This is a genomic window from Lysinibacillus sp. UBA5990, assembly GCF_002429815.1.
GTDB classification, from domain to species: Bacteria; Bacillota; Bacilli; order Bacillales_A; family Planococcaceae; genus Lysinibacillus; species Lysinibacillus fusiformis.
In genome coordinates this window covers 1,633,679-1,654,512 of record NZ_DJAY01000015.1, presented here as the reverse complement: position 1 = coordinate 1,654,512, position 20,834 = coordinate 1,633,679, and the positions used below count along the sequence as shown (strand labels likewise).

25 protein-coding genes and 1 pseudogene are annotated in these 20,834 nt (G+C 34.4%); 17 read left to right on the top strand and 9 right to left on the bottom strand.

The features are described from left to right. Nucleotides 1-180 precede the first annotated feature (180 nt). On the bottom strand, nt 181-609 hold the full coding sequence (locus B3D94_RS20835) for a HEAT repeat domain-containing protein (RefSeq protein ID WP_193832231.1): 429 nt from the start codon (nt 607-609) through the stop codon (nt 181-183). Between the two features lie 735 nt (nt 610-1,344). On the opposite strand from B3D94_RS20835, the gene B3D94_RS20830 reads away from it, so the two are divergent. The 5 genes from B3D94_RS20830 (at nt 1,345) to B3D94_RS20810 (ending at nt 5,218) form a co-directional block, all read left to right on the top strand. Continuing rightward, nucleotides 1,345-2,220 carry a hypothetical protein gene (locus B3D94_RS20830; protein WP_291760147.1) on the top strand — a complete coding sequence of 292 codons (876 nt, stop codon included), beginning with the start codon at nt 1,345-1,347 and terminating at the stop codon, nt 2,218-2,220. A 397-nt stretch (nt 2,221-2,617) separates the two neighbouring features. Then, nucleotides 2,618-3,523 carry an NAD(P)/FAD-dependent oxidoreductase gene (locus tag B3D94_RS20825; protein WP_291760145.1) on the top strand — a complete coding sequence of 302 codons (906 nt, stop codon included), beginning with the start codon at nt 2,618-2,620 and terminating at the stop codon, nt 3,521-3,523. 436 nt (nt 3,524-3,959) lie between these two features. Then, on the top strand, nt 3,960-4,196 hold the full coding sequence (locus tag B3D94_RS20820; RefSeq protein WP_291760143.1) for a DUF3953 domain-containing protein: 237 nt from the start codon (nt 3,960-3,962) through the stop codon (nt 4,194-4,196). Between the two features lie 374 nt (nt 4,197-4,570). After that, entirely contained in the window at nt 4,571-4,837 is a 267-nt protein-coding gene (locus B3D94_RS20815; RefSeq protein WP_291760140.1) for a hypothetical protein, read from the top strand. A gap of 240 nt (nt 4,838-5,077) precedes the next feature. Then, the gene (locus B3D94_RS20810) at nt 5,078-5,218 is read left to right on the top strand and encodes a hypothetical protein (protein ID WP_175423035.1); all 141 of its coding nucleotides are present in this window, start codon (nt 5,078-5,080) and stop codon (nt 5,216-5,218) included. Nucleotides 5,219-5,460: 242 nt separating this feature from the next. Here the strand turns inward: B3D94_RS20810 and B3D94_RS20805 are convergent, their stop codons facing one another. Beyond that, entirely contained in the window at nt 5,461-5,589 is a 129-nt protein-coding gene (locus B3D94_RS20805) for a hypothetical protein (RefSeq protein WP_255319037.1), read from the bottom strand. A gap of 510 nt (nt 5,590-6,099) precedes the next feature. Beyond that, nucleotides 6,100-6,390, bottom strand: coding sequence for a hypothetical protein (locus B3D94_RS20800; protein ID WP_291760131.1), 291 nt, complete (start codon nt 6,388-6,390; stop codon nt 6,100-6,102). Nucleotides 6,391-6,892: 502 nt separating this feature from the next. On the opposite strand from B3D94_RS20800, the gene B3D94_RS20795 reads away from it, so the two are divergent. After that, complete coding sequence (locus tag B3D94_RS20795) at nt 6,893-7,324, top strand: hypothetical protein (RefSeq protein WP_291760129.1); 432 nt, start codon at nt 6,893-6,895, stop codon at nt 7,322-7,324. A 442-nt stretch (nt 7,325-7,766) separates the two neighbouring features. Here B3D94_RS20795 and B3D94_RS20790 read toward each other — a convergent pair whose 3' ends face one another. Then, nucleotides 7,767-9,272 carry an SH3 domain-containing protein gene (locus B3D94_RS20790; RefSeq protein WP_291760126.1) on the bottom strand — a complete coding sequence of 502 codons (1,506 nt, stop codon included), beginning with the start codon at nt 9,270-9,272 and terminating at the stop codon, nt 7,767-7,769. Between the two features lie 384 nt (nt 9,273-9,656). On the opposite strand from B3D94_RS20790, the gene B3D94_RS20785 reads away from it, so the two are divergent. The 5 genes from B3D94_RS20785 (at nt 9,657) to B3D94_RS20765 (ending at nt 14,727) form a co-directional block, all read left to right on the top strand. Continuing rightward, nucleotides 9,657-10,082, top strand: a complete 426-nt coding sequence (locus B3D94_RS20785; protein WP_069481618.1) for an acyl-CoA thioesterase — start codon at nt 9,657-9,659, stop codon at nt 10,080-10,082. An 11-nt stretch (nt 10,083-10,093) separates the two neighbouring features. Next, on the top strand, nt 10,094-10,468 hold the full coding sequence (locus tag B3D94_RS20780) for a DUF423 domain-containing protein (RefSeq protein WP_069481617.1): 375 nt from the start codon (nt 10,094-10,096) through the stop codon (nt 10,466-10,468). Between the two features lie 145 nt (nt 10,469-10,613). Beyond that, complete coding sequence (locus B3D94_RS20775; protein ID WP_069481616.1) at nt 10,614-11,945, top strand: SPFH domain-containing protein; 1,332 nt, start codon at nt 10,614-10,616, stop codon at nt 11,943-11,945. A 14-nt stretch (nt 11,946-11,959) separates the two neighbouring features. Beyond that, nucleotides 11,960-13,063 carry a hypothetical protein gene (locus tag B3D94_RS20770; RefSeq protein ID WP_291760118.1) on the top strand — a complete coding sequence of 368 codons (1,104 nt, stop codon included), beginning with the start codon at nt 11,960-11,962 and terminating at the stop codon, nt 13,061-13,063. A gap of 458 nt (nt 13,064-13,521) precedes the next feature. Beyond that, nucleotides 13,522-14,727, top strand: coding sequence for an EAL domain-containing protein (locus tag B3D94_RS20765; protein WP_291760115.1), 1,206 nt, complete (start codon nt 13,522-13,524; stop codon nt 14,725-14,727). A 79-nt stretch (nt 14,728-14,806) separates the two neighbouring features. On the opposite strand, the gene B3D94_RS20760 is transcribed toward B3D94_RS20765, so the two are convergent. Further along, nucleotides 14,807-15,775 carry a tyrosine-type recombinase/integrase gene (locus B3D94_RS20760; protein WP_291760113.1) on the bottom strand — a complete coding sequence of 323 codons (969 nt, stop codon included), beginning with the start codon at nt 15,773-15,775 and terminating at the stop codon, nt 14,807-14,809. Nucleotides 15,776-16,271: 496 nt separating this feature from the next. Between B3D94_RS20760 and B3D94_RS20750 the strand changes: the two are divergent. Beyond that, nucleotides 16,272-16,427, top strand: a pseudogene (locus B3D94_RS20750) (RusA family crossover junction endodeoxyribonuclease); the annotation flags it as partial. A 114-nt stretch (nt 16,428-16,541) separates the two neighbouring features. Next, complete coding sequence (locus B3D94_RS20745; RefSeq protein WP_291760106.1) at nt 16,542-17,072, top strand: DUF3841 domain-containing protein; 531 nt, start codon at nt 16,542-16,544, stop codon at nt 17,070-17,072. A 38-nt stretch (nt 17,073-17,110) separates the two neighbouring features. Here B3D94_RS20745 and B3D94_RS20740 read toward each other — a convergent pair whose 3' ends face one another. The 4 genes from B3D94_RS20740 to B3D94_RS20725 form a co-directional block, all read right to left on the bottom strand. Beyond that, entirely contained in the window at nt 17,111-17,437 is a 327-nt protein-coding gene (locus tag B3D94_RS20740) for a DUF3888 domain-containing protein (RefSeq protein ID WP_069481612.1), read from the bottom strand. Nucleotides 17,438-17,649: 212 nt separating this feature from the next. Further along, the gene (locus B3D94_RS20735) at nt 17,650-17,793 is read right to left on the bottom strand and encodes a hypothetical protein (RefSeq protein ID WP_291760099.1); all 144 of its coding nucleotides are present in this window, start codon (nt 17,791-17,793) and stop codon (nt 17,650-17,652) included. A 212-nt stretch (nt 17,794-18,005) separates the two neighbouring features. After that, a complete protein-coding gene (locus B3D94_RS20730) occupies nt 18,006-18,242 on the bottom strand; it encodes a hypothetical protein (RefSeq protein ID WP_291760096.1) in 237 nt (78 codons plus the stop codon). Between the two features lie 77 nt (nt 18,243-18,319). Continuing rightward, complete coding sequence (locus tag B3D94_RS20725; RefSeq protein ID WP_069481610.1) at nt 18,320-18,664, bottom strand: hypothetical protein; 345 nt, start codon at nt 18,662-18,664, stop codon at nt 18,320-18,322. A gap of 166 nt (nt 18,665-18,830) precedes the next feature. Between B3D94_RS20725 and B3D94_RS20720 the strand changes: the two genes are divergently transcribed. The 4 genes from B3D94_RS20720 (at nt 18,831) to B3D94_RS20705 (ending at nt 20,621) form a co-directional block, all read left to right on the top strand. Next, on the top strand, nt 18,831-19,058 hold the full coding sequence (locus tag B3D94_RS20720) for a hypothetical protein (RefSeq protein ID WP_069481609.1): 228 nt from the start codon (nt 18,831-18,833) through the stop codon (nt 19,056-19,058). A gap of 127 nt (nt 19,059-19,185) precedes the next feature. After that, nucleotides 19,186-19,473: a hypothetical protein gene (locus tag B3D94_RS20715; protein ID WP_069481608.1), complete on the top strand. Its 288-nt coding sequence runs from the start codon at nt 19,186-19,188 to the stop codon at nt 19,471-19,473. 96 nt (nt 19,474-19,569) lie between these two features. Beyond that, complete coding sequence (locus tag B3D94_RS20710) at nt 19,570-19,950, top strand: hypothetical protein (protein WP_291760091.1); 381 nt, start codon at nt 19,570-19,572, stop codon at nt 19,948-19,950. Then, nucleotides 19,947-20,621: a phage tail protein gene (locus B3D94_RS20705; RefSeq protein ID WP_349679821.1), complete on the top strand. Its 675-nt coding sequence runs from the start codon at nt 19,947-19,949 to the stop codon at nt 20,619-20,621. The genes B3D94_RS20710 and B3D94_RS20705 overlap by 4 nt, the downstream gene beginning before the upstream one ends. Nucleotides 20,622-20,834: the final 213 nt, after the last annotated feature.

Below are 20,834 nucleotides of genomic sequence, written 5' to 3'. Positions count from 1 at the left end.
AACGAAGCCTAAACGGTGTAGGCTGAACTACTTCTATTGACCACATTAAAAGATAGATGATAAAGAAGAAGTAATACAATTTAATATGAGTTTCGATAAACGGCAGCGTAAGATAAGAAAAAGTCATTCTCTCCACTTGTGGAGAGAATGACTTTCCTTTATAAATCGCAAAACTACTGATTACAGTTTTGCCCAACGTTCCTCTAACCAATTCATAAATTGTACACCTTTGTCGCCTTCATACGCATCAAAGACATCTAAACGCATACGTTTTAGCTTATCCGCAAAGTCTGCCACTGTATGGTCCTTTGGCAAGCTCTTTTTAACTCGCAGGAAAATTTTGTCTGTTCCTTTGATGATATCAAAACGTGCAGGTGATGGCTTCTCTACGTCCTCGCCAAGCGCCACAAGTGCTTCATAGGCTGCTAATTGCACCTTGTTGACAGTATCATGCTGCATACGATTTTTTAATAAATCTATGATTTTGTCATGTTGATAAGCCGATAACTTTTCGACTGCGTCTAAACGCTCTCGCCAGCTAGACGTATAATTGGCCTGCTTTTTTAATGTTTCATACTGCTCAGGTAATGCTTTTTCAAACTGTTTCAAGTAATTGCACCTCTTTTTTTAACTAGAGGAAAAATGAATTCTTTTTCTTCTGCTTCTCTTATTATACGTTGTCTTGGTGAAAATAGCGATGAATCACTGGTAAGTATATATGAAAAAATTGGAAATTAACTACATTAAGGTGAACCTTATCAAAAGTATGTACTATTCTTTATTAGATTTGCCTTTTTTATTAAACTAACGGGGTGCAATACCTACTTGAAAAGGCATTGTGCCTTTTTCATTAATACGGCCTTGATAATATAAGAAGGTATTGTACCTATTTTTTAAACAGATTAATTTTTATCGTGTATCATGCTGAAACGTATCAAAGTTAAATATCAAGGCTATGTGGTAACAAGGTTTTTTATTTGTTATTCAGCAATCTGGCGCGTTTCCTTAATAAGGAATGCGTCTTTTTCCATTTTAAGGCCAGCCAGATTGTAAATTACAGTTATTAGCGTAAAAACTCCTTACTTTACTATTCGAGGGGGAGATGAATCATTATAAGAGTTATTATTTACACGAGTATTTTAGGAATATTGATCATTTGCTGTTTGCCTGGTTTAGGTTTCTTTAACCTTTCCATAAACGGTCGTTTCTGATAAAAGTGGCCATATTCTTATATAGTGAACAGATATTTTATCGAGAATGTAGTGGATTACACTTAAGCTAATGGAAAGGATAGTTGAAGAACATTCGGGAAAGATACCAATAAAAAAGGTAGGTAGGCTTTATTTGAAGAAAACACTATACATCCTTTTTGGTATTTTATTTCTCGTAAATAATACTACTGTTTTTGCGAATCAAGAAGTACCTAAACAAAATTTTATTAATAAGTATTTTATTGATGTACATTTTATTAATTCAGTCAGCCAAAGTGCTGAAACAAAGAAGAATCCCAATCAACCGTTTTTAGAACAATTAAGGACGCATTCATTAGAGTATAATGATGTTCAATACATTAAAGTTGAAAATAATTCAGGGATTCAGCGTCTATTCAGTAACTATGATGGTTTTCAAGAACGTGTGCTTAGAAAAGTGGTTTACTGGCTTAATAACTCTGATCGAGTGAATGAAAAAATTGAGGTATCTTTAGATAATCCATCCAATAAATTGACGTTAAAAATGGCAGATAATGAAGTAATCACTATTGAACCAGCATATACTTGTGTAGTTCACAATAAACACGAAATCTGCACAACTAAAGAAGGAGAATTAATTGTTTCGGAAAATAGACAGAAAGTGCGATTAAAGTCACAATCTCTTTATGATTGGCTCATTGTAGGATGGAGAAAAGAAGTGGATGGGCTTACTAAAGAAAAATTACTGGAAGAAGCATTGTTTACACGTTATTTATATCATTTGGGTCCATCTTTTTCGGACTTTTTTATGTGTCCAAAAATTAAAATTGAACCCATTAATGGAGATCCTAGGAGACATCTAATTTTTGGCAGTGCCATAAACTATTCAGGACACCACGGTGGAGATTATGATAAACTTACTTTTTCTATAAGTGATTCGAACCTAACAGGCTTAAAAGTGACAGATGTGAAAATAGAGAAATATATTTCGCAAGAAGAAAGCGAAAATCAATGCCGATCTTTTGATTAAATATATTTGTGACATAAGGGGTGTTTCTTTCAGAAAAAGGAACGCTTCTTTTTATTTAAGTTATTTTCTATAATCCAAGTAATATTAAGTTTAGGAAATTGTACTAAAGCTAACGGACGATCTTCAACAATTGGGATCATTTCTTTAGTAAGGAATGCGTCTTTCTTAAAAATAGGGCCATATTCATGAATAACCGAATTAGACTGTATACCAAAGATTGTGAACAAATATACTTAAATTAACGGGGAGGATAGTGGAATAAACAAAAATGATCCGTTAAAAAACAAGCAAACCAATAATAACGAGTAAAGAATGAAAATTCATGATGTGGGAAATAATGAGTTCTCTTATGCAAATCACAATTCAGAATAAAACCAAATCAATAAGGAGATAAAAAATGGATGTCCTTGATTGTATCATTATAGGTGGAGGTCCTTCTGGGTTAAGTGCTAGCTTAACTTTAGGAAGGGCTAGGAGAAACATTGCATTATTTGACGATAGAACGAATAGGAATAGAGTGACACAAGCATCACATGGATTTATTACTCGTGATGGGATAAGACCACAAGCGTTTAAAGAAATAGTGTTAAAAGAGTTGGAGAATTACCCGTCCGTATCATATTTTACTTCAACAGTTACTGAAATTATTAAGGATATAGGTAATGAGCGATTTACTGTCAAAACATCCACTAATCAGGAACTTGTTTCAGAAAAAATAATTCTCGCCACCGGCATTCAAGAAGTATTTACTATAGCGAGTATAAGAAAATTTTATGGGAAAAGTCTATTTAGTTGTCCATATTGTGATGGCTGGGAGCAAAAAGATAAGCCATTAGTGGTTATTGCAGAAAAAGAAGAGCACGTACTGCATTTGACTAAGTTAATTTATAACTGGTCGCAGGATTTGGTTGTCTTAACAAATGGCGTTCAATTATCTAAAGAAGGTAAAATGGAGTTACAAAAACACAATATCAAAATTATATCGGAAAAGATAAAAAACTTCATAGGTAATGATGGTTACTTACAAAAAATAGAGTTTGAAACAGGAGCAACAATTTTAAGATCGGGCGGATTTGTTGCCCCATCTTATTATCGCCCCAATCAATTTGCAGAGAAGCTTGGTTGTGAAATTCATGAAAATGGAAAAGTTATAACAGATGGTGTTGGTAGAACAACCCAAAAAAACGTATATATTGCAGGGGAAACTGAAAGATCTAAACCATCCTCTTTAATGATTTCAGCTGCGAAAGGTAATAAAGCTGCGGTTTCAGTAAATACTGATCTGACGATGGAACGCTTTTAATTACGTTATAACACCTTTGCTCCGACTAAATAGGAACTATACATCAGTGCTAATGGGTTGTGACATACACTTCAAACATTGGTTGGGATTAGTATAAGAAACCCAAACTGGTACGCTCTCGATACCATTGTTTAAAAGGTTTAATTTAGATAAAATTTCTCGCAACTTTATTGGGGTACACTAGGGTACAAAAAATTAAAACTCGGAGGTAGGTCGACGGAATAGGGTTTTCCTCCCTCGGTATTTATGAAAACCTAAATATTAGGGAAAGGCAGACCGACGACCGACCCGCGCTGAGCAAACTTGTTCGGAGCATGACATACACGGCCGGGTCATATTTTTTTAGAGATTAGGTATCTTATAAAAGATAAAATATTTACAATCATTTCCACGACTTCTTATTTGTTATATGATATTTAAAGAGGAGTGGAATATTATGATGAACATTTTACAAATTGTTTTCGCTATCATAGCTGTCTCTCTTTCAGCTTACCTACTTATAACACGTGATTACGATCTGATTTTTTTAATGGTATTCTTCTCAGGTTTATTCATGTTAACAAAAGGTATTGAAGCATTTCAAAGCGAGAGAAAAGTTTATGGTTGGTTATTAATCGGACTATTTTTATTTGCGGTTTATATATCAATGTATCAATTCACAGCTTCACTATGATCAACATAATGGAGTGGTTTATATGTGAACTTCGTCCGCTTTATAACATCAACAAAGTGTACGGAAAGCACTATAAATCTAAAACACAATTACGAAATAACGTGGTACGCTCTGCTACGATGTCAAAAGTGAGTACTCGACAATAGGATTACCACAATATTAAGCTTTCATCTTCGGATGGAGGCTTTTTATTATGAAATTAACTATGAAATTAAATTAGATTGTTAATAAAGTTAAATCACTTTATAATAGTGCTAATTAAATAGGATTTAAGAGGTGTTTTTATTCCATTTCCTAATATGTTTATTAATATCTAGTGTATTGAGGTACACACTGAAGAGATGACTTAATAGAGAGAAAGGAAGAGTCGATCAATGATTAAAGACACAAACAATCAGGAAGAAATAGTGGACACTGAAATTATTATAGGGAAATATATGGAGAATATAGAATTAATTCAAAAGTCATTAAAACAATTTGAGCTAGTCATATCTGGATTGCAAAGTGAAGGATTGGTTGAGATAGAAAAGTTTTCTAATGAGTTAAGTATGTTACAGAAACTTTCAACAAGTATAGAATTTAAAGCTAAGCTTATTACTTGTAATAAAAGTGATTCCATAGAGACATTACCGTATGAATAAAATACAGAATTAGTGTTTTTTTAGTTTTCTAAATAAAATATAGCTTTCAGGTCACGTTTTTTCGAGCGTGGCTTTTTATTTTGCTTTAGAAACTGCATCAAACAGCCAAAACATTACTATTTGAGAGTGCAGAGTTTGGTGGTTTTGAGAGCAAAAAGTTATTACATATATTCATCTTCTGGATGATTGGATGGAAGGTGATATTATGGATAAGAGAAATACCCTGAACTCAAAGAACGGATGTTAAAAAGGACTGAAGAAATAAGCTTTGCAAATGTAGCTTTTGATACAGTAGCAGCATTAGCTGAATTGTTACATGATAAAGGTCTAATTGAGTATGAAGAATTTGTCGAGCGTGTTTATAAAGAATTAGGTGAATAAGTTTTTAGGAAGTCATATCAAAGGATATGGCTTTTACTCTGTATAGTGAGTAGTTTCCTCCCCTTTGGGCAACGGTACTTACTTTTGAGAGTGAAATACATAATAGGTCTGGTTCATCGTGTACAGACATGTATCAGGAGGGAGTGTTTATGAGATATAGCTATAGAAGTTCAACTCTAATAAAAAAAGCCACTATTAATGTGGCTACAAATAAATATATATTTATTTGTTATCTTTATCTTTTAGTAATCACATATCCAAGCTTTCCCTACCCAGTAACACTGAGCAGCAGATGCAGTAGGGGCTGTAGAAGCAGCAGCAGCTCCGAAAAGGGCAGCAACTAATAAAATCATACCTAGTTTCTTTTTCATTTTACTAACACCTCCTTATTTAATTATATTCTATGAATTGGAAAAATATTACCTAGTAATATATTAAAATCTATTATTTTCTTATATTAAATAGATTCGGGAAAAGTATGGAGCTAGCTTGAGGTAGTTTAAAAACAAATGATGGAGGTGAGGTGTATGAGAAATGGCTAGAGCTAGAGATCCAAATCGAGATAAGGCATTTAAAATACAATATTACTTGCCTCTAAGTGCTTACGATACTTACCGAATAAGGTGTGTAATCCATCTTCTTTATCATAAGGTAATTTATATTTAGTACATAGTTGTCTGAAAAAAAGCTTACTGAATGTATGTAATCTACTAGTGCAAGTTCTGGTTTATCTTCTTTTAGATTTTTCTTTGTTTCATCTGAAAGGATTTGAAGAGAGGCAGAACCAAATACGTCAATTGTTGAAAGTGTATCAATATCACTGTCTAAGCTAAATTCAAGTGTTAAATCAATATAATACCTTTTAAATCATAGCCGACTTCTTATGGAATTAAACTTTGGCAAACATCAAATAAGGTTGATTTAATTTGGGGTTTATCTAATTCTTCAATCGCTGCGGAAGGTAATGCAAATTTTATATTTATACCTTTAGCATCCCAACGACTTCCTCTTGCCCCATCAACATAATAAGATGTACCTAAATCTTCAATAGATAAAGTAGCTGTTCTCAAAATCTCCCATGACATATCTGAATGTTTTCTTTTCAGTTCACTTATCATGACTTGAAAGAATTTCTCCTCACTAACCGGTAAACAGTATGTATAATCACTCATAAAATACACCACCACTCTTATTATTACTAGTATTTTACAGTATAAATTGATTCTTATCTATTGTAGCTTGTATAAAGATTGATTATTTATATTAAAGAACGATAATTTGTAATAAAGATTGATTAAAATCATCCTTCCTCTGTAAATTTATTCTTTTTTAGATATTTATGTTAATGTAACTATAAAGATTGTGATGAAATGTACTTAAACTACCGAGGCAGGTTTGTTCAGTAAGAAATCACAAAAGGAATGAGCATTTACTGTAAAATAAGATTTGACGTATTAATTTGTCTAATAAAAAAGTAATGCAAAAATTTGAGATGATGTACATTAGTATTATTACACTACATAAATTAAAATATATGGAGATATAGTTATGTGGATAATATTAGAGGTTATTGCATCGGTAAGCAAAATGGTGATTGATAGGTTCCTATTCTCAACGGATGCAACTTTTAAAAAGCTCAGATTATTGAGATTTAATGTTTAAAAGGGTGATAAAATGATTGAAATAATTTATGATGCCAGAACCCTGGAAGGCTCTTGTTATATAGAGGTTCTTCCTGATAAGTATAAAGGAGAATGTTGGAATACATCTTCAATTTTCTTTACAGAAGAAAACTTTGTCTATATTATGCCTGCCTTCGAAAAGTGCTATAAGAAATTCGATTATTATGCTTTCAATGAAATAGATATAGAAACTTGGAAGTTAATTATTTGGGAATTAGAAAAAATGAAACAATATCTATCTGATAATCCTAATCCACATTCACTGAAGGATGTTTTAGGGTTTCTGTTCGTCAATTCCGAGGAAGAATTTTTGGAAAACTATGATACAAACTTTAAGCAGCTTATCTCGATGATTACCGAATTTCAATCGTGGATAAATGAAAAAAGTGTCTCAGCTAAGTTCATTTCCGTTTTAGGAATGTAATTTATTGAGTACAAAGGACTTCTAAATACTGAAGTTCTTTGTAAATATTAAAAATCAACAATATTATTTAACAGAGCCTTAAAGAAAAGAATGTGAAGAAATGTACTTAAACTAACGAGGGCTTTAATTGAAAATTCGCAACCAGAAATAATCAATCTTTATCTAGATAAATCAAGAACCAACTGTTTTGATCAAACTTTGTTTCAAAACAGTTGGTTTCTTTCTGTATAAAATCAGCGTTTGCAACTTACTTTTAATCGAACTTTATTAAAAAGCTACATCTATATATAAATAAAAGCAGAATTAGTCCTTCAACTAATTCTGCAAAAAGCTATTATAATGTGTAACATTCTATTTGTCATGTAATTAAATCTTTAACAGTAGAAAATAACTTGACTTTTAATAAAATTTTATAGTCACCTTATCACTTGTATGTAGCAATTTATTTATTGAATATTTGCTCAAAACGGTGGAAGAATGCCACTGCGTGCGCTCTTGTTAGAGAATCATTTGGTTTAAACTCTGCATCCGTTTTAGTAGTTGTTAAGTCGAAGTCACGTAGAAACTGGATAGCTTCTGGCTGAGATACTGTTTTTCCATAATGCATAGATGCTAGGATACGAGCAAAATTACCACGTGTGATATCTTTGACTGCATATACCTGTTTAGACGCTGATTTTCCACCAAGCGTTGGTAGAGCGTACTTACTTGCTAGTTGATAGTTTACATCTGCACTCCATGAAGAACTAGGTTTTGTTGAAGCTAATTCATCAGACTTAAAGTAACGGAAAAGTACAGATAACATCTGATTTTCTGTTAAATTTGTGTTTGGTTTCAGTAAGTTTTCGTATTTCTTTGTTGCAGGGTTGTATACGTTTTGATAACCGCTGATAAGACCTTTGTTTACTGCCCATTGAAAATCCTCTGCCCAGTACTGGTCTGCCTTGTAATCAGCGAACTTTGATACTTCTATACTACCTACTGGAGTTGTAGGTGTTGGCGTTGGTGTTGAAGCTGAGTAGTTTAAATAACTTGATGCTACATACCCCTCTGTCCCGTCATTTCTTTTCACAGGATACCAAACAAAATGGTTTTTCTTCGTTGATACTTCTTCATATTCAAAAGGGCCCGTAATGGTAACAATTTCTCCTTTATGTAAAGTACCCTTAGAAGGACTATCCGTAGTAGGTCTTGTCCTAACTGTTACATTAGTTATTGAACTAACTTTTTGATTTGTTTTAAAAAAGTACTTTGATTTTGTTAATGGTAAATCAAAATCATAGTTCATCGCTGAAAATTTAATATTTTCCCTGCTGTTAGAGTCATATTGAAAATGTTCGCGTGTAAAAGGCAGCTCTGTTAAGTCTATTAATTCCAATTTCTCAATAATACGGAGAATTCTTTTTTGATAGGCATTTGCATTTATTTCACCAGTTGCTTGGACAAATGGACTATTTACTGGCTTAGTACCGTTATAAGCCATAATAGCGAAGTACCAATGTTCCAATACATCTCTTTCCCCACCATTGATGCTAGGCAAATCCTTCCGCTTAAACATATCATCTAGAGTCTTTACACCAGCACGAATATTATAGACAATATCGCTTTTTAGTTTATCTTGATTGTAGCCAGCTTGATTTGTAATTTGCATAATGCCAATTCCATTATCAGCTGTCACAATCGCTTCACCATTAATATCGAAATGACGCCAATTTCCACTTTCACCTTCCGCTATTGCCTTCACAATTTCAGGAGGAACATTATAACTCAGTGCTGTTTCGGTTAACAAACAGTTCATTGTGGAATAATCAGGGTTGGCCTTCGATGCCGAATCATACTTACATGTATTTGCAATATCATTAGCTAATACATTTTTATCTATATTGATAGTTAGAGAGAGGGCACCAATGACAATAACATTAATCAATGGTTTCAATATCTTTTTCATATCTGGTTATTACACTTCCTTTCATATTTTCCAAAGTTAAAAGATTCAGATATATGTTATCACAAACCCAATATTTGGGATAGGGGTAATATAAGCAAAAAACAAATAACCAGGTGCTCAAATGAGTACCTGGTGTTTTTGTAGGTTGTTTTGTAACTGCTCGTGCATGTTTATTTATTAATCATAAAGAGGTACCCCAGATAGTACCCCACTTGAAAGTGTTTATATGAGTTTATATTGAATAAAATTTATATTAGAAAAATCGATATTTATTTTAAATACCAAGAAAAGCAACGTTCTATTTTTCACCGTTCCAATTTCCTTAGAGCAAAAACCCCACCAAATCAACACTTTTACGCTATAATGTAGGACGAGGTGAAGAAAATGTTTGTGAGTGAAAAAAAGATTGAGATTCGATATGCAGAGACGGACCAAATGGGCGTTGTCTACCATGCAAACTATATCATTTGGATGGAAATTGGGCGTACACAGCTTGTGAGTGATGCGGGCTTTAAGTATGCGGCGTTAGAAGAAGATGGTTATGTGTCACCGGTTATGGATTTATCGATTTCCTATAAGGCTGCGATGCATTACGGGCAGGTGGCAACGGTTCGTACTTGGATAGAAAAGCATGATCGTTTACGAACAACTTATGGCTATGAAATTTTACATGAGGATGGTACAGTGGCGGCCACTGCACAGTCTGTACATATTTTAGCTCATAAGGATACATTGCGTCCGGTATCTTTAAGCAAAGTGGATCCTGCTTGGGATGCAAAATATAAAGAAATTGCCGTTGTGGCAAAATAGGAGAGCCATAAATGGAAATGTTTTTAGCATTAGGCGCGGTTTTGGCCTGTCTTGGTGTAATTTTAGGTGCTTTTGGGGCACATGCACTAAAGGATAAATTTGCATCGCCTCATTATGCAGCTATTTGGGAAACAGCTGTGCAATATCAAATGTATCATGCATTAGCGATTATCGGGTTAGGTATTCTTTCGAATGAGGCGCTTTTAGGAAGTTCTAGCCTGCTTTCATGGGCAGGATATTTAATGTTTACAGGGATTGTTTTCTTCTCTGGTAGCTTATATGTCCTCGCAGTGACAGGTGTGAAAAAACTTGGGGCGATTACACCCATAGGCGGAATGCTATTTATTGTCGCTTGGGTACTTGTAGCGATTGCCGCATTCTCATAAAAGAAAACGAGACAGTTCTCACAAGAGCTGCTCGTTTTTTTATGCGAGAATAAAGAAAAGTGAAACAATTTGTCTGATTATGCGTATTACATATTGTTTATAGATGATAAAATAAGCTAAACATCAAGTGAAGGTGGGAAATCAAATGGGTTTATTAAAAGCGGGAGTTGGCGCATTATCTGGTGTTTTAGAGGATCAATGGCGTGAATATTTCTATTGTGAGTCATTATCGGCAGATGTGCTTGTGACTAAAGGAGTGAAGCGCACGTCCAAACGTGGGTCGAATAAAGGCAATGACAATATTATTAGTAATGGTTCAATTATTGCGATAAATGAAGGGCAATGCATGATGATCGTTGAGCAGGGGAAGGTCGTGGAGTTTTCTTCAGAATCAGGCGAGTATGTTTATGATACGTCAACTGAACCTTCTATTATGTATGGTTCAGACCTGTCTCAGGGAATTATGGAGACTTTCAAGCAAATTGGCAAACGTTTTACATTTGGGGGAGAGCCTGCAAAAGATCAGCGAGTTTATTATTTTAATAAAAAAGAAATTGTAGGTAATAAATACGGAACACCTGCACCTGTTCCTTTCCGTGTAATTGACCGCAATATTGGCTTAGATATTGATATTGCCATTCGCTGTCACGGGGAATATTCTTATAAAATTATAGACCCACTATTATTCTATACAAATGTTTGTGGCAATGTAGAGCGTGAATATACTCGTGACTCTATTGATAGCCAGTTAAAATCAGAGTTAATGACAGCACTACAACCGGCGTTCGCACAAATTTCAGCAAGTGGCGTTCGGTATAGTGAAATACCTGCCCATACAGTTGCATTAGCAGATGCTCTTAACAAAGTATTATCAGAGAAATGGCTTGCGACACGAGGATTAGCGGTTGTGTCATTTGGCATTAGTACACTAAAAGCGTCTGAAGAAGATGAGGCAATGATTAAACAATTACAACGCAATGCTGTGATGCGTGATCCTGGGATGGCTGCGGCTCATTTAACAGGGGCACAGGCAGATGCGATGATTGCGGCTGCCAACAATGATGCGGGTGCAATGTCAGGATTTATGGGCATGAACATGGCAGCACAAGCTGGTGGCGTTAATGCAAGTCAACTTTATCAATTGAATGAACAAAATAAGCAAGCTCAAATGGCTCAAGCAGCTATGCAAAATCAAACAACAAAAGAAGCTAATGCGTGGACATGTACATGTGGTCATGAAAATACTGGGAAATTCTGTTCGAATTGTGGGACAGAGAAACCGGTTGAAGAAGGGTGGTCATGTGCATGTGGTGCGGTAAATAAAGGAAAGTTCTGTAGTGAATGTGGGACAAAAAAACCTACAGGAGCGTTATTATATGCATGTGATAAATGCGGATGGACGCCAGAAGATCCTACTAATCCGCCAAAATTCTGCCCTGAATGTGGCGATGTGTTTGATGAAAACGACGTGAAGTAAGGAGAGGATGATTCATGTCAACGCAAGAAGTTGAGAATGTCAAACAAGTAAAGCTTGATTTTGATGCGGAATGTCCTTCATGTAGTGCATCAATTGAATTTAACCCTGCGACAGGTAAGCTTACTTGCCCCTATTGTGGCTTTGAGACAGAAATTGCTACGCCAGAGCAAGAAGAAGAAAAAGCTGCTCAAGAAATGGATTTTTTAACAGCGGAGGAACGAGGCAATTTCAATTGGGGCGTGGAGAAAAAAACAGTGATCTGTGAAGCATGTGCGGCAGAAACGATATACGATGCACTACAGGTTGCTGACAGTTGTCCTTACTGTGGTTCCCATCAAGTAATGGAAGCAAGTGCTGAAAATACATTAGCGCCAAATGGTGTATGTGCTTTTGAAGTAACAGATAAGCAAGCTGGGGAACATTTTCAAAAGTGGATAAAAGGTAGATTGTTTACACCGAAAGCTGCCAAAATTAGTGCTAGGCCGGATGCCTTTAAAGGGGTCTATCTTCCATACTGGACGTTTGATACGAAAACAAGCTCCAGATATTCTGCTCGATATGGACGACATCGCACCGTTACAGATAAAGATGGTAAAACACATACAGAAACAGATTGGTATTCAACAAGTGGTTTTTATCAGGAATTTATTGACGATCACTTAATAAGTGCAACTACTCGCTATGATCAGAATATGATGCGAAAAATTGAGCCTTTTAATCTTTTAAACAATAAGGCTTATAAACCAGAGTATGTATCCGGCTTTTTGTCTGAACGATATAGCATTGGCTTACAGGATGGCTGGCATCATGCCAAGAGGGATATCCATGATCATCTTCATGCGCAGATCACTTCAAAAATTCGTTGGGAAAATAGCGCGGATGTAGTATCGAATTTACGCTTTTCGACCAATCATGATGATATTACATACAAATATTTAATGTTACCGATTTGGTTGTCTTCCTTCCGTTATAAAGAGAAAATTTATCGCTTTATGGTCAACGGGCAAACAGGTCGAGTAGGTGGGGATGCTCCTATATCACCTCTGCGTGTAACGATAGCTGTTATCTTATCATTAATGGTGATAGCCATCATTTGGTATTTATTCATGTCTGAATAATGACGAGCAGTATTCCATCAGGGGCTTAGTTGACCATTTGGAATACTGCTTTTTTCATAAAATTGTCTTTTGATGCTAGGGAAATGACTACTTTATAAATCATTATCATCCATTTTCCCAGCCGATAGGGAAGCTTGTAGCATAAATTATAATGAATAGTAAAATGAGCGAACAGCCTAGAATAAATAACATGTTAGTTAGAATGAAAGCATAAAATGACAAGATGGCGTAAAAAAGTAGCCTATCCCGTTAGAAATGATGGGAAATTTATTAGTATGACAACGAAGACGGTGTAAAAATTTCAGACAGATACGCCATTAATGTTAATAAGTGAAGTTGCGATTTTACAATAAACAACTTATTATACAGTCAGAGAGCATTTTTTTAGCTGTTAAAAGACTATTTAATGTTATTTTTGAATAACAAATAAAAGGTTATTCATAATGGAGGTTTCGAAGATGGACGCAATTGAAGTGTTAACGAATTTAGATCAAATACATGGGTATTATCAGCCGATATTTAGCGCAGACGCGCATACGGTGATAGCCTACGAAATTTCCGGACATCTACAAATTGAAGGTCAGCAAATTAATTTAAAGGATTTCGTCAATAATGAAGATATTCCAGAAGAATATCGAATAGATATGGAACATAAAATTTTGCATGCAGCACTAGCCCAAATTGGGGAAATTGCATCAGATATTGATATATACATTCCTAGTAACCCCAATTTATTGATGCAAGATTTTGGTGAAAGCCATTTTAATATTATCCAACAATATATTGGGGAAGAAGATTTACACCGTATCGTATTTGTCGTGTCTGAGCATCGATTTTTAGGAGATATTAATAAACTGCACCATGCACTGAGGTATTTTACGACGTTTGGGGTAAAAATTGCTGTTCAGGAAGTAGGAGCTGAAAGTCATTTAGAACATATTGCATTATTGGCGCCCCATATTTTAAAAGTGAATACACGTGATTTAAATTATGATTCTTGGTCTGCTCAATCCGATATGATTTCTGCTATTGGCAGTCTTGCCTATAAAATAGGTGCGAATCTATTATTCGAAGAAATTGAAACGGTTTATCAGCTACAATTTGCATGGAAAAACGGAGGACGCTATTATCAAGGCCCTTATTTAGCCAATCCTGATATGAACCTTGTTGATAAAGAGGTATTAAAGGAACGCTTTAAAAAGGAATGCCAGCAATTTATTACGTCTGAAAAGAAAATGTTAGAGGCACAATTTTTGCAGCTAAAGAAATTAAGAGAAGAATTGGAGGCTATTGTTCACCGTGTAAAACCAACGAGTGATAATACCTCACAATTAGAGCATTTAGCTGAATTACTGGATAACTATTCTTTTAGACTATACATTTGTAATGAGGATGGTTTCCAATTAACGCCGAACGTCATGAGAATAGAGGGAAATTGGGAGTTGCAGCCACGTGCCATCAATAAAAATTGGAGCTGGCGCCCATACTTCTTACAAACGATTATTAAAATGCGAAACGATCAAAGTGGAGAAATCTCTGAGCTTTATCGTGATATTGAAACAGGCGAAATTACAAGAACCTTTTCAATCGCTATCAACGAACATGAATACTTGTTTGTTGACCTTTCCTATGACTATCTTTACGAACACAATATTTTTAGGTAAGCCTAGAAATGCTTATATAGCAAGGGTTGTGGGGTATAATTTATGATTGTACCCCCCCAAATTTGATGTTTATCATGATTTATTCAATTTTAATTAAAGAAGAAAGAATTTGCGTTGCTTTTAATTCCTCATCCGCGAGGGAATGTGCATATACCCTCATCACCATTTCGGGAGTATCCCCAATGATTTTTGCAACTGTAGTTACAGCGGTTCCCTCTGCAATAAGAATACTTACAAATGTATGGCGAAGAATATGTGCTGAGAAACGTTCAAAATTATGTTTCATCTTTAAAGCATTAAACATTTTAGATATATAATTACTGCTAATTGGTTCTAGGTTAGCCGTAATAAATATATAATCATCTTCTTTTAATTCATCGTTGTAAATTTTTTTCATCTCATTACACCATATTTTAAAACTTTTTAGATGCTCCGATAATTCTTCACTCATGTTAATAGTACGGATACTATTTAGGGTCTTAGGTGAACGAACTCCATATTCATCACGTGTTTTAGTAATTGATATGGTATTTTGCTTGAAATCCAAATCGTTCCATGTAAGGCCTGCTAATTCACCTTTACGCATCCCAGTAGTAGCCAAAGTTAGTAAAATTGCATAACGTGTAGCATTTTCAGTAAATTTTGTAGTCAATATTACATTTTCGAGTTCTGGTGCAGTTAACGCATCTTTTTTGCGTGTAGGCTTAGCTTTTTTCATATCTAATTTGGTATATCGTCTACGATCTAAAATTTCCTCGGCTACTGCATCGTTTAACATGGAACCTAAGGTAGCCCAAACCGATTTAATTGTATTTTTGCTGTATTCATTTGCAATCAAATCATCAACAATAAGATTTTGTACAACTAATTTAGTAATTTTAGTAAGTTTTAGATTACCTAAACGCGGCAACAGGTGCCTTCTACAGAGCATTTCCTTATGACGCTGTGTCGTAATTTCCCAGCTATTTTCTTTTAACTTCATCCATTTTATGAACCACTGATCAAGAGTAATATTTTCGTTTATCAGAGTTTGTTCATTACCACTCATAACGCTAGCTTTAATTGCAATTAGTGCTTTTTCAGCTTCTTGAATTGTGAGGAAACCATGTTTTGATTTTTCTTTTCTTTTATTATTGTCGTCGTAAAATTTATATCGATAAGCATATTTCTTTTTTTATCTGTGTCGATATAACTATAGATACTATCTTTTTTAGTTTTAGTTAGTTTTTGTCTAGCCATTATACATCTCCTTTTCAACACGGGCAGGTGTACAGAAGGGCAAGCTTATGTGACATCACTCCTTTCAATATCCGTTCTTTCAATCATTAATTAATTTATAAGGATATATGATTCAAGTTTCGCATAATTTGTTTATTGTAATATTGTGTTAAACGATTCAAAGCAAATTCGTACTCAACATTAAATAAATCCTGAAGTCTCAACACCATTTTTTGGTGTGCAATCAAGTAGTTGCAATTCATCTAACATAAAAGTAGGTATACAAGCATGATACATAAAATTGTTGGCTTTATGTTCTTGATATTCTTTTACGACCAATAACTAAACCCGATGCGGATAACCTGATAAAGGGCATAAAAGATGGGTGTAACAAAGTGATTTGGTATGATGATTCACAGATTGTTGAGATGAATGTTCGGAGGTTTTATTCAGAGCATCCAATGGCAGAGGTGACGATTTAGTGGTCAGAAAAGTAAAGGGTAGATACATTCTATTTTCACAATCAGAACATGAAATGGTACAACTTAAATATTGATGAAATAATAGGAAGGTTTATAGTATGGGGAGGATTATTTTTGATTGTATACACTGTTCAACCTGAATTTATTTATAAGAAAATGCGAGAGCGAGGATACCTAGAAGGAGATAAGAAATTTGCTATGTTTCCAGAAGCCTATGCTTGGATGATAAATCAAATGGAGAAACGCATAACCAATTGCAAAGTGGAAAACAACCCTGTATGGCTATGGCAACGGAAGCCAAGCGGAAATGAAAAAGCACTTGCAACAAAAGGTGAAAGATGGGTTATTTTAAAATTAGATGTGCCAGAAGATAAAATTTTATGGTCATCATTCGAGGATTGGCATGCCATTCTAAATAATAATCCAATAACTTATAGTGAAAAAGAATGGGATTCTTTAAATGAAAGAGGATTTCCTAAAAAAGAAGTTACAAAAACTTGGGAACGATTATTTGACCATGAGTGGTTAGCAAGTAGACCGATTGAATGGGCAGGTAAATATAAAGAGCATTGGATACAAGGTGTTACTCCTCGAATTACAATGGAGCAAGTTAAGAAAGTTACACGTTTTATAGGAAAAGGATAATGTTTGAAGTTCTAAATTCATTTTAGAAAATTTATGAGTTACTTAGTGAATTTAGATAACTGCTCAACTTCTTCAGGAGTAATATTTTTAACCTTATATGAAATGATGGCCTTATTGGAAATCACTTTATATTTTTTTGCAGATTCACCAGGAGGTATACGAAAAGTGATGTTAATTAGTTTATATGGTTGATCGTGTGCGCCTTCAAAAGAAATAACCCTTAAACTAATATCATAGTAGTCGTTTTGTCTATTTCGTTCAATTTTTTCAATTCTTGCATACTCGAATAATTGATTATCACCATATGAAGACATTGTTTCAAGAATAGGTAAACCTAATTCACGTAAAAAGGCTAACTCAATCACACTAGGGGGGTTGGTCTTGAGGGAAATATTGTATATCCGTTTTAGCTAAAGCAGAATTTATTGCTAGGGAACTCATTAAAAGTAAAGAGATGATTATTATTTTCTTCATACATTTTAATCCTTTCTGCATTTGTTTTTGTTATTTGCAGATAGAAGAAATTTTATGTATATGAATTTGAAACCTTACTGCACAATATGAGGATCGTGTAATACTAATAATCTTCAGAAAGAGCATCTTTGAAAAATTCTAATATTTCTTCGCCGAAAAACGCAATAGACAATAGTATTAGTACAATTAAAATAGTTAAAATACCAAATATTAATGAGAAAATTATTCCAACTTTTTTATTATTCAATAAAATCCCTCCGATAAATCTTTTATTACAAACCTGCATTGTTAGATTATGTAGTTTTCTTTACAATGTTTAATTTTACTATAAATATGAAAAATATTTCCAAGAAAAATTAACGAGGTGAATAGAAAATTATCAGTCATTTATATAAAACGGCAACCTTTTTTACAAAGGTACAATTGAACAATATGAGGACTAAATGAAAAATAGAGCGATTATAATATCGCTCTAAAAAATTCATAAAATCCCATGTTCATTGGGATAGCCCAAATAAAGAAACCAAGCAAGGCAATTGGTCCAAGTAAGAAATTATAAATCTTCGTTGGTAAAATTTTGCCTAATAGGATTTTATAAATTACTGCGCATCCTATCATTACAATTGGCAGCAAGATCATTCGTGGTATAAAAAACCACAGACTCCCGGCGCTCGATATATCTGTAAAAATATCCATTAAATTGCCTCGTTATGTATTTTATGTAAACTATAACGTAAAAAAGCCGCAGCGTTTGCACACGCTACAGCTTAAAATCATGTGAAATAATGTTTAAATAAACTTTTAACGAAATCCTCAATACTTTCGCGGATGGGATTTATAAGGAGGAGTACTCCAGTAATTAAACAAATAATGGCAGATGGTATAGAACGAATATCAATAATACTATGCATTAAAGCTATATTAGTTTCATTAAGTTTTTCACTGTACATCTCAAAATCATCTGCATTATAAATTGAACTTGTTAATGAAGGAAAGAATTGAGATATCGTAGTTTTTATTTCCGTGTTAATAGCTAAAAAAGTAATAAAATCGATTGCAGCATTTATACCAATGATTAGTAGAATTGCGCTTACAGGAAAATGCCAAAATCTTATCATTGAGTTTTCCTCCTTATATTTTTGCTTTTCCTTAATATACGATTTAAGGTAAAAAAAGTTTCATAAAAAAAGCCGCAACGTCATCACACGCTACAGCTCGAATTGGTTTATGCCCTTTTAGGCTAGTCAGATAAGTCATTTTAACACAACCCAGGAGGGCAAAGCTATGTTAACAGGGCAAATTAAAGTTACGAAAGAAGATTTACTTCAGTGGATTGAAAATTATCGATGGATGGTTGAAACGATTGAGGAAGCAAGGCAGCCAGTAGCGAAAATTAGTGATAACAGCTACATTGGGGCAAAAACAGCTATGTATGGCATTGAATCAACATTGCCAACAAGTGTCATGGGTGAAGTAAGGACGGTTGCAGAGGTTAAGCCAGTAGAACTATAACATTATGTGGGGTTAGAAATTGCAGAACGTGAGATAGCAGTATTAGCGAGTAAGTAATAAATAATTATTGAATTCTTTTTTCTATCAACAACGTAGAAATACGTATGAAAAGAAAGGATGGATGAAGATGGCTGTTAGTGCTGAAGTGGATGTATTACATGAGGTAGTCTATGATGAAAGTAGATTAAAGAAAGATTGGGTACTTTGTCTACAGTGGTGTAAGTATAATTATAGCGATGGAACATCTGAAGAAGGTTATAGATTTATTTGGAGAAGACCTAACGGTCATTTGCAGCCTGCTATGGGTCAAGCTAGAATCCCAAATTTATATGTTGCTGAAGCTTTAATGAGTAAAGCAAGAGCAGAAGGCTGGGGACATTTTTCTAACAATACTACAAAAGATGATAATAAATAACGAGAATGGCTATCTCAGATAAATCATTTTTCGATTTTGTTCAGTAAGCGCTACTCAATTGAGTAGCGTATTTTTACTGCGAAAGAAGGTGATTTAATGCTATCAATTACTAACTACGAAGGTACTTTAACAGAGGCGTTGGTATGTAGAGGCAAGCCAGTAGTAAGAAAAAACATCGATGGTGTATTTAAATTGACTTTAGATGCCAGCGAACGTGATAACCCTCATTCCTTCAATTTGATAGCAGAGGAAGGGTTTATCGAGGCAGCGGGCTTTCAATTTAGGATTAAGCAAATGCAACAGAAGTCGAGGGGAAATGTGAAGTCTGTAAAGGCTCAACATATTTTTTTCGATAACATCTGGCGCAGGCAAGAAGGAACCAACGGAGGACATAAAACTCTTAATAATTTGCCACTTTTGCATTACGGAATACAGGGTGTACCTTTACTAGTGATTTTAATGAAGATGGCTATATAGAGGCTTATAATATCGTTAAATTAGTGAATCAAATATGTGAATCATTCGAATGTGAGTATGAGATCACACCAAACAGCAGCATTCATTTCAGTAAAATGCTTGGTCCAAATAATGATTTCGTATACCAATATGGAGACAATATTATTGAACTATCTAAATCAGTTAATACAGACAACCTAAGGACTCGCATTAGTGCCAAGGATAAAGACAATCTAGTTGTCAGATACACGTCACAACAGGCAGCTAAATGGGGTTTTCGGGATGCAGATGATATAAGTGATGAACGATTTTCAGATTCAGAGAATTTTATGGATAAAGCTCGAAAGTCGTTAAAAGTTCAACCAGAATTATCTATTGAGCTGGATTCAATTGAGCTTTTGGATAAAGAACTTGGGGAACGTATATGGCTAATTTACGAACCATGGGATTATGAAATGCAGACTCGAATACTAGAGGTCACTCAAGTATTCGATGAAGAAACGGATGAATTTAAAACCGTGGCTGTTGTCATTGGAAACGCAATACCTCAAACATTATCGGATGAATTAACGGAGACACAGGAGATTTTAAAAGAGTCGATTAAAGAGTATCGCTCAGCCATAACTCAGACAGACTCCAATATTCGCTTAGAAGTGGAACGTATTGATAAAAGCATAGAGATTGTAGAATAAGAATAAAGCATCAAACTTTTTAAATTACTACAACGTACAATTTAGCACCAAAGAATACCACCTCCTGCCAAAGGTACACTCCTTAGGTTTAGGAGGCTCGATTATTGGCGCAATTAAAGGTTGGTGAAGATATTGGTTCTATAACTAGGATACGTTCGTTCTAACATGCATTTCCTCTCCCTTCGCAACTCCAAATGTGGGTGGTTATTCCCC

What these genes read in the sequence shown, in the direction of transcription:
- B3D94_RS20825 (WP_291760145.1), top strand. Translation starts at nt 2,618, where the DNA reads ATGGATGTCCTTGATTGTATCATTATAGGTGGAGGTCCTTCTGGGTTA.
- B3D94_RS20820 (WP_291760143.1), top strand. Translation starts at nt 3,960, where the DNA reads ATGATGAACATTTTACAAATTGTTTTCGCTATCATAGCTGTCTCTCTT.
- B3D94_RS20815 (WP_291760140.1), top strand. Translation starts at nt 4,571, where the DNA reads ATGATTAAAGACACAAACAATCAGGAAGAAATAGTGGACACTGAAATT.
- B3D94_RS20810 (WP_175423035.1), top strand. Translation starts at nt 5,078, where the DNA reads ATGTTAAAAAGGACTGAAGAAATAAGCTTTGCAAATGTAGCTTTTGAT.
- B3D94_RS20805 (WP_255319037.1), bottom strand. Translation starts at nt 5,589, where the DNA reads ATGAAAAAGAAACTAGGTATGATTTTATTAGTTGCTGCCCTTTTCGGA.
- B3D94_RS20800 (WP_291760131.1), bottom strand. Translation starts at nt 6,390, where the DNA reads ATGAGTGATTATACATACTGTTTACCGGTTAGTGAGGAGAAATTCTTT.
- B3D94_RS20795 (WP_291760129.1), top strand. Translation starts at nt 6,893, where the DNA reads ATGATTGAAATAATTTATGATGCCAGAACCCTGGAAGGCTCTTGTTAT.
- B3D94_RS20790 (WP_291760126.1), bottom strand. Translation starts at nt 9,272, where the DNA reads ATGAAAAAGATATTGAAACCATTGATTAATGTTATTGTCATTGGTGCC.
- B3D94_RS20785 (WP_069481618.1), top strand. Translation starts at nt 9,657, where the DNA reads ATGTTTGTGAGTGAAAAAAAGATTGAGATTCGATATGCAGAGACGGAC.
- B3D94_RS20780 (WP_069481617.1), top strand. Translation starts at nt 10,094, where the DNA reads ATGGAAATGTTTTTAGCATTAGGCGCGGTTTTGGCCTGTCTTGGTGTA.
- B3D94_RS20775 (WP_069481616.1), top strand. Translation starts at nt 10,614, where the DNA reads ATGGGTTTATTAAAAGCGGGAGTTGGCGCATTATCTGGTGTTTTAGAG.
- B3D94_RS20770 (WP_291760118.1), top strand. Translation starts at nt 11,960, where the DNA reads ATGTCAACGCAAGAAGTTGAGAATGTCAAACAAGTAAAGCTTGATTTT.
- B3D94_RS20765 (WP_291760115.1), top strand. Translation starts at nt 13,522, where the DNA reads ATGGACGCAATTGAAGTGTTAACGAATTTAGATCAAATACATGGGTAT.
- B3D94_RS20760 (WP_291760113.1), bottom strand. Translation starts at nt 15,775, where the DNA reads ATGAGTGGTAATGAACAAACTCTGATAAACGAAAATATTACTCTTGAT.
- B3D94_RS20730 (WP_291760096.1), bottom strand. Translation starts at nt 18,242, where the DNA reads ATGGATATTTTTACAGATATATCGAGCGCCGGGAGTCTGTGGTTTTTT.
- B3D94_RS20725 (WP_069481610.1), bottom strand. Translation starts at nt 18,664, where the DNA reads ATGATAAGATTTTGGCATTTTCCTGTAAGCGCAATTCTACTAATCATT.
- B3D94_RS20720 (WP_069481609.1), top strand. Translation starts at nt 18,831, where the DNA reads ATGTTAACAGGGCAAATTAAAGTTACGAAAGAAGATTTACTTCAGTGG.
- B3D94_RS20715 (WP_069481608.1), top strand. Translation starts at nt 19,186, where the DNA reads ATGGCTGTTAGTGCTGAAGTGGATGTATTACATGAGGTAGTCTATGAT.
- B3D94_RS20710 (WP_291760091.1), top strand. Translation starts at nt 19,570, where the DNA reads ATGCTATCAATTACTAACTACGAAGGTACTTTAACAGAGGCGTTGGTA.